At 74.1% G+C, this 6,052-nt stretch carries 7 protein-coding genes; 2 read left to right on the forward strand and 5 right to left on the reverse strand.

The genetic code is table 11. From position 1 onward, the window contains the following. The first annotated feature begins 417 nt into the window (after window positions 1-417). A complete protein-coding gene (locus AC1DXK_RS29735; RefSeq protein WP_457107869.1) occupies window positions 418-1,194 on the forward strand; it encodes an invasion associated locus B family protein in 777 nt (258 codons plus the stop codon). A gap of 183 nt (window positions 1,195-1,377) precedes the next feature. Here the strand turns inward: AC1DXK_RS29735 and hspQ are convergent, their stop codons facing one another. The 3 genes from hspQ to AC1DXK_RS29750 all read right to left on the reverse strand — a co-directional run bounded on the left by hspQ (window position 1,378) and on the right by AC1DXK_RS29750 (window position 2,888). Continuing rightward, window positions 1,378-1,716, reverse strand: a complete 339-nt coding sequence (hspQ, locus tag AC1DXK_RS29740) for a heat shock protein HspQ (protein WP_091776447.1) — start codon at window positions 1,714-1,716, stop codon at window positions 1,378-1,380. A gap of 139 nt (window positions 1,717-1,855) precedes the next feature. Further along, a complete protein-coding gene (locus tag AC1DXK_RS29745) occupies window positions 1,856-2,155 on the reverse strand; it encodes a hypothetical protein (RefSeq protein ID WP_457107870.1) in 300 nt (99 codons plus the stop codon). A gap of 10 nt (window positions 2,156-2,165) precedes the next feature. Next, on the reverse strand, window positions 2,166-2,888 hold the full coding sequence (locus AC1DXK_RS29750) for a DJ-1/PfpI family protein (protein WP_457107871.1): 723 nt from the start codon (window positions 2,886-2,888) through the stop codon (window positions 2,166-2,168). A gap of 54 nt (window positions 2,889-2,942) precedes the next feature. On the opposite strand from AC1DXK_RS29750, the gene AC1DXK_RS29755 reads away from it, so the two are divergent. After that, window positions 2,943-3,926: a GlxA family transcriptional regulator gene (locus AC1DXK_RS29755; protein WP_477299629.1), complete on the forward strand. Its 984-nt coding sequence runs from the start codon at window positions 2,943-2,945 to the stop codon at window positions 3,924-3,926. Window positions 3,927-4,147: 221 nt separating this feature from the next. On the opposite strand, the gene AC1DXK_RS29760 is transcribed toward AC1DXK_RS29755, so the two are convergent. Next, window positions 4,148-5,197 (reverse strand): HpcH/HpaI aldolase/citrate lyase family protein, encoded by a 1,050-nt coding sequence (locus AC1DXK_RS29760; RefSeq protein ID WP_457107873.1) that lies wholly within the window; start codon window positions 5,195-5,197, stop codon window positions 4,148-4,150. 141 nt (window positions 5,198-5,338) lie between these two features. Next, a partial coding sequence (locus AC1DXK_RS29765) for a DUF2778 domain-containing protein (RefSeq protein ID WP_477299630.1) occupies window positions 5,339-6,052 on the reverse strand: 714 nt, incomplete at its 5' end.

Genomic DNA, 6,052 nt, shown 5'->3' on the forward strand with positions numbered 1-6,052 from the left:
GGTCGGCCCGGCAGGGTTAACCGACCGCTAAGACGCCCGGCRCGCAACCCCCGACGCGGCGGCCGCCGGCGCGATTCGATCACGCGCTCGTGCCTCGCGCCCGGGCCACGTCGTGCTTGCGGCGGGGCGGATGCGGGCCTATCGGGGGCCGGGCGCGGCCAGGACGGTCCTGACAGCCCTCCCGGCCGCGGTGTCATGCCTTCGCCTCATTCACGGGGAAAGGCAGGCCGCCCGGTCGCCGGGGTGAGGGATGCGCGCCGACGGGCGCCCGTCCCGCCCCGATGGTCGGACCGATTCATCCGGAGTTCCGGTCAGCGCGCCAACGCGGCGGGCATCCGGACGGTCCGGCGGACCTGCCGCTAGGCCGGCTCCGCATCCTGCCAGCCACACCACGTCTCTTCCAAGGGGTCAGAGCCGATGTCCTTCACCCGCACCGCGACGCTCGCGCGCGCCGCCCTCCTCGGCCTCGCGGGCCTCGGCCTCGCGGCCGCACCGGCCCTGGCGCAGCCGAAGAAGCCCGCCGCTCCCGCGCCGGCCGCGCCGGCGCCGACCGCGCCGGGCACCCCGGCGGCCAACACCCCGGCCGCCCAGACCGGCCCGCAGATCGTGACGGTGAAGTCCGAGCCGAGCCAGGCCGACTGGACCAAGGTCTGCGGCAAGGACCAGGGCTCGGGCACCGACATCTGCTACACGACCCGCGACTTCGTGTCCGACCAGGGCCAGCCCGTGCTGGCGGTGGCGGTCTACGAGATGAAGAACGCCGCCCAGAAGCAGGAGGTGCGCGTGGTGCGCTACCTGCTGCCGCTCGGCCTGCTGCTGCAGCCGGGCATCCGCTTCAACGTCGACAGCCAGAGCCCGACGGCCGGCCGCTTCGCGGTCTGCTTCCCGAACGGCTGCTTCGCCGAGGCGGGCGGCGTCGATGCCGGCGTGATCGCCGCGATGAAGAAGGGCACGACCCTCAACGTCTCGGTCCAGAACCAGACCCAGCGCGAGGTCACCTTCGCGGTGCCGCTGGCCGGCTTCGGCAAGGCCTTCGACGGCCCGGCCATCGACCCGAAGGTGCTCGAGGAGCAGCAGAAGAAGCTCCAGGCCGAGCTGGAGAAGCGCTCCGAGGACATGCGCAAGAAGCTGGAGCAGCAGGGCGGCGCGGCCCCGGCTGCCGGCGCCGCGGCACCGGCCCCGGCGGCCAAGTAAGCCCTCACCGGGACCGCGATCGTCATCGACCCGCCGCAGGGCGGGTCCGCACCGGGGGCCGGGCCGCGAGGTCCGGCCCTTCGCGTTGTGGGCCGCCCGCCCGCGCGATCGACCGGTTGCCCACGGATTCCGGACCCGGCTGGACGATCAGGGCGCTTGCCAGGGCCTCGACGCGCCCGGCCCTCAGTTCGTGGCGCGGTCGCGCATCCGGTACGCGCCGGCGGCGTCGCGCTCGAACATCTCGGCGATGCCGGCATGGCGCAGGGCCTCGCCCGACGTGTCGGGCAGGAGGTTCTGCTCCGACACGTAGGCCACGTACTCGGTCTCGGCGTTCTCGGCGAGCAGGTGGTAGAAGGGCTGGTCCTTGCGCGGCCGGACCTCCTCGGGGATCGCCAGCCACCATTCCTCGGTGTTGTCGAACACCGGGTCGACGTCGAACACGACGCCCCGGAACGGGTAGATCCGGTGGCGCACCACGGCGCCGATCGCGAATTTCGCGGTTCTCAGTGTTACGTCCGACATGGTTCAACCCGTCCAGATCGGACAGATAGGTCCGATGACGGATCGTGTCACCCGGTCGCCGCGGAAGTCGGCGTTTCCGCGGCGCGGACCAGGCTGTCCCGGACGGCGATCGCCTCCGGAAGCGGCCGCCACAGGACGGTCATCTCGTCGCTGCGCCCGGCCGCGTCGAGGCGCCGGTCATCCATGCCGTCGAGCCGGTGGGGGCGCGCCGAAGACGGCGGCGGCATGTGCGAGGCCTTCCAGGATCTGGCGGATCCGCGAAGGCCTCGACCGCCGCGAGCAGGGCGTCGACCACCGGCCGGATCGCCGCCTTCCCGCGCACGGGCTCGGCGGCGAGCGGCGTGTTGAGCACCACCGCCTCGGCCATCTGCGCCCGCACGGCGTCCCGATCCTTCGCCGCCAGGGCGGCCGCGCAAGCGCGAACGTGGGTGAGGTCCATCGGAGGTCTCCTACGGGATCCGGATGCCGAGCTCGGCCGCGATCGCCCGGGCGGTGGCCTCGCGCCGGGCCGTGATGTCGGCCGCCGCCGCCCGCGCCCGCGCCACGAGGGCCGGGGCGGCCGTGCGCGGCGTGCCGCTGTCGAAGGGGGGTTCGGGGGCGTATTGCATGCCGAGCTGGATGCTCCGGGCGGCCTCCTCGCCGCGCAGCGCGGCGGCGAGGCGCAGCGCGCCGTCGATGCCCGCGGTGACGCCGGCCGCGAACACCCAGGTGCGGCCGTCCGCGTCGCGGTCGATCACCACGCGTTCGTCCACCGGCTCGGCCCCGAAGAACGGGAGCAGATGGACCGCGTTCCAGTAGGTCGTCGCCCGGCGCCCGACCAGCAGGCCGGCCGCCCCGAGGAGCAGCGCGCCGGTGCAGACCGAGAGCACGTGGCCGGCGCCGGCCGCCTGGTCGCGGATCCAGCCGAGCAATGCGGCGTCGCGCATCAGCGCCTCCTGGCCCTGGCCGCCGGGCACGTGCAGCACGTCGAGGCGCGGGGCCTCCGCGAGCGTCGCGTCCGGCAGCATCCGGAGGCCGCGCACGTCGCGGACGGGCTCGCGGCCCGGCGCGTAGATCCGGTAGGTGCTGTTGGGAACCCGGGACAGCACCTCGAACGGGCCGGTGAGATCGATCTGGTCGAGCCCGTCGAACAGCAGCGAGCCGATCTGCAGGTGGGTGTCGGGGGGGATCATGCCGGAGCCTCCGTGGTGGACAGGGAGACCCTACCGCGGCAGGATCTGGCCGAAATGCCAAAGACCCCTCGTTTCTCGCCAGATCCGCCGCGCCCCGTCGAGGTGCTGGCGTTCCCGTCGGTGCAGCTCCTCGACGTGGCCGGGCCGCTCCAGGTCTTCGCCACCGCCAACGAGCATGGCGGCGCCGGCATGCCCTACGCGCCGCGGGTGATCGCGGCCGGCGACCCGGGGCTGACCGCCTCGGCGGGCCTTCGGCTGGTGGCCGACCCGCTGCCGGATCCCGACGCGCCGGTGGACACGCTGGTGATCGCGGGCGGCCCCGGCGTCGTCGCGGCCTGCGCCGATCCCGCCCTGGTGGCCTGGGTGAGAGCCCGGGCGGGGCGAGCGCGCCGGGTCGCCTCGGTCTGCACCGGGGCGTTCCTGCTGGGCGCGGCCGGGCTCCTCGACGGGCGGCGGGCCGTGACCCATTGGAAGCACTGCGGCGCCCTGGCCGCGCGCTACCCGCGCGCCCGGATCGAGCCCGACCCGATCTTCGTGCGCGACGGCCCGGTCTGGTCCTCCGCGGGGGTCACGGCGGGCATCGACCTGACGCTGGCCCTGGTCGAGGAGGATCTCGGCCGCGCGAACGCCCTGGCGGTGGCGCGCCACCTCGTCATGTTCCTGAAGCGCCCCGGGGGGCAGGCGCAGTTCAGCGCGGCGCTCGCCCTGCAGGCCGGGGAGGAGCGGTTCGGGCGGCTCCACGCCTATATCGCCGACAACCTGTCCGGCGATCTGTCCCTGCCGGCGCTGGCCGCGGCGGCCGGGATGAGCGAACGCAGCCTGAGCCGGCACTATCGGGAGGCGACCGGCCTCACCCCCGCCAGGGCCGTGGAGCGCCTGCGGGTGGAGGCGGCCCGGCGGGCGCTCGCCGAGACGGCGCAGCCGGTGAAGCGCGTCGCCCGGACCTGCGGCTTCGGCTCCGAGGAGACGCTGCGGCGCAGCTTCCTGCGGCACGTCGCGGCGACCCCGCAGGCGTACCGGGCGCGGTTCGGCGGGTGAGGGGGCTCAGACCGTAGGGACGAGAACTGTCCGGATAAGGCGCGCCCTGTGGCGCCTCGACGACGCGCTCGATCCTGTGAGTTCTCTACCCTCACCCCAACCCTTTCCCGCACGGGAGAGGGAGCCCATCGCGCTCAACCGTCAGCGTCGGCGTCCGACTCGATCTGTGGCTGTCGCACCGGCCCCCGGGGACTGCGTCAGTCGCGGCCCCGGCAGCCCGCTCACCCCAGCTTGTAGACCGCCGCCAGCTCCGGGTCCTTGGCGGCGACCAGCTTGGCGAGGTCCACGATGACCTTGGCCTGCTTCCAGGTGGCGTCGTCCTGCATCTTGCCGTCGAGCATCACCGCGCCGGTGCCATCCGGCATGGCCTCGACGATCCGGGCCGCGAAGGCCACCTCGGCCGGGTCCGGCGCGAAGACCCGCTTGGCGATCGCCACCTGGCTCGGGTGCAGCGTCCAGGCGCCGGCGCAGCCCATCAGGAAGGCGTTGCGGAACTGCGCCTCGCAGGCATCGCCGTCGGAGAAGTCGCCGAACGGGCCGTAGAAGGCCTTGATGCCGTTGGCCATGCAGGCGTCGACCATCCGGGCGATGGTGTAGTGCCAGAGGTCCTGCTGGGCGGTGGCCCGGGGGGCGTCGCCCGACGGGTCGCTGAGCACCCGGTAATCGGGGTGGCCGCCGCCGACCCGGGTGGTCTTCATGCCGCGGGACGCCGCGAGATCCGCCGGCCCCAGGCTCATGCCGTGCATCCGCGGCGAGGCCGACGCGATGGCGTCGACGTTGGCCACGCCCTCGGCGGTCTCCAGGATCGCGTGGACCAGGATCGGCTTCGTCACGCCGTGGCGCGCCTCGAGCTGGGCCAGAAGCTGGTCGATGTAGTGGATGTCCCACGGCCCCTCGACCTTGGGCACCATCACGACGTCGAGCTTGTCGCCGACCTCGGCCACGATCGTGAACAGGTCGTCGAGAATCCAGGGCGAGTTGAGGGCGTTGATCCGGGTCCAGAGGCCGGTGCCGGTGGCGGCGAAATCGGTGGCCTGGGCCATGGCCACGAAGCCCTTGCGCGCGGCCTCCTTCTGGTCGGCCGGGACCGCATCCTCCAGGTTGCCCAGCACCACGTCGACCGTGCCGGCGAGCTCCGGCACCCGGGCGCGGACCTTGTCGTTGTGGGGCGGCACGAAGTGGATCATCCGCTCCAGCCGCACCGGCAGGTCGCGGAACGGGGCCGGCGCGCCGGTGGCGAGGGGCTGGAAGAAGCGGCGGGGCAGTTTCATCGGGTGCCTCTTGTCAGGGCTGGCGTCTGAGCCCCGTTAAGGCAGCTGGGGCGGGCGCGTAAAGCCGCGCCGCGCCGAAGTGATCTCGGACGTTCGTGATTTCGGACCTTCGGCCCGGCGCGCCGCCGGGGCTGCCGATCCTCAGCCCCGGCCGCCCCGGCGGCCGATCATGCCGATCCGGTTGAGGATGCCGCCGTCGCCGCTGCCGGCCACCACCACGAGGCGCCGGACCTCGCCCCGCAGGAAGGCCTGCAGGAAGCGGTTGTAGTCGCGGAAGGAGACGCACCCGTTCGAGGCGCCGGGCTGACGCAGCATGTAGGTGTGGGCGAGCAGGCCGTCGCGCCCGTGGATCGCGCCGCTGCCGCCGACCGGGTTGAGGCGGATCGCCCGGACCCCGTGGAACAGGCGCTCGCGCTCGGTCAGGTCGTAGGTGCCGGGGGGCGTCGAGCCGCGCATGCGCAGGTGGACGTAGCGCGGGTTGTCCATGGCCTCGCCGAGGCCGGAATGGGCCTCCAGCACCTCGCCGGAGGGCAGCGTCACCGTGCGGGCGCTGATGTCGTAGACGGCCGTGCCGGCCACGGATTCGGGCGCCGGGCTGATCCGGGTGCGCGGGGCCTGCCCGGGCAGGGCTTCCTGGGGCAGGGCGTCCGGGCTGGCATAGGCCAGGGCCTGGCGGGTTTCCGGGCGCCGCTCCTGGCGGGGATCTTCCTGGGGCGCGGCGGTCCCGACGCCGAACAGCTTCTCGAAGAAGGACGGCTCCTCCGCCATCGCGGCGCGGAACACGTCGCGGGTGCGGGGCAGGGCGCGGGCCGCGACCCGGGCGGCCGGAGCGGCGGGCGGGCGCCGCAGCTCCGC

The sequence above is a fragment of the Methylobacterium sp. P3_A11 genome, from assembly GCF_056403155.1.

Coding starts and splice junctions, on each gene's coding strand:
- AC1DXK_RS29735 (WP_457107869.1), top strand. CDS start 418: ATGTCCTTCACCCGCACCGCGACGCTCGCGCGCGCCGCCCTCCTCGGC.
- hspQ (WP_091776447.1), bottom strand. CDS start 1,716: ATGTCGGACGTAACACTGAGAACCGCGAAATTCGCGATCGGCGCCGTG.
- AC1DXK_RS29745 (WP_457107870.1), bottom strand. CDS start 2,155: ATGGACCTCACCCACGTTCGCGCTTGCGCGGCCGCCCTGGCGGCGAAG.
- AC1DXK_RS29750 (WP_457107871.1), bottom strand. CDS start 2,888: ATGATCCCCCCCGACACCCACCTGCAGATCGGCTCGCTGCTGTTCGAC.
- AC1DXK_RS29755 (WP_477299629.1), top strand. CDS start 2,943: ATGCCAAAGACCCCTCGTTTCTCGCCAGATCCGCCGCGCCCCGTCGAG.
- AC1DXK_RS29760 (WP_457107873.1), bottom strand. CDS start 5,197: ATGAAACTGCCCCGCCGCTTCTTCCAGCCCCTCGCCACCGGCGCGCCG.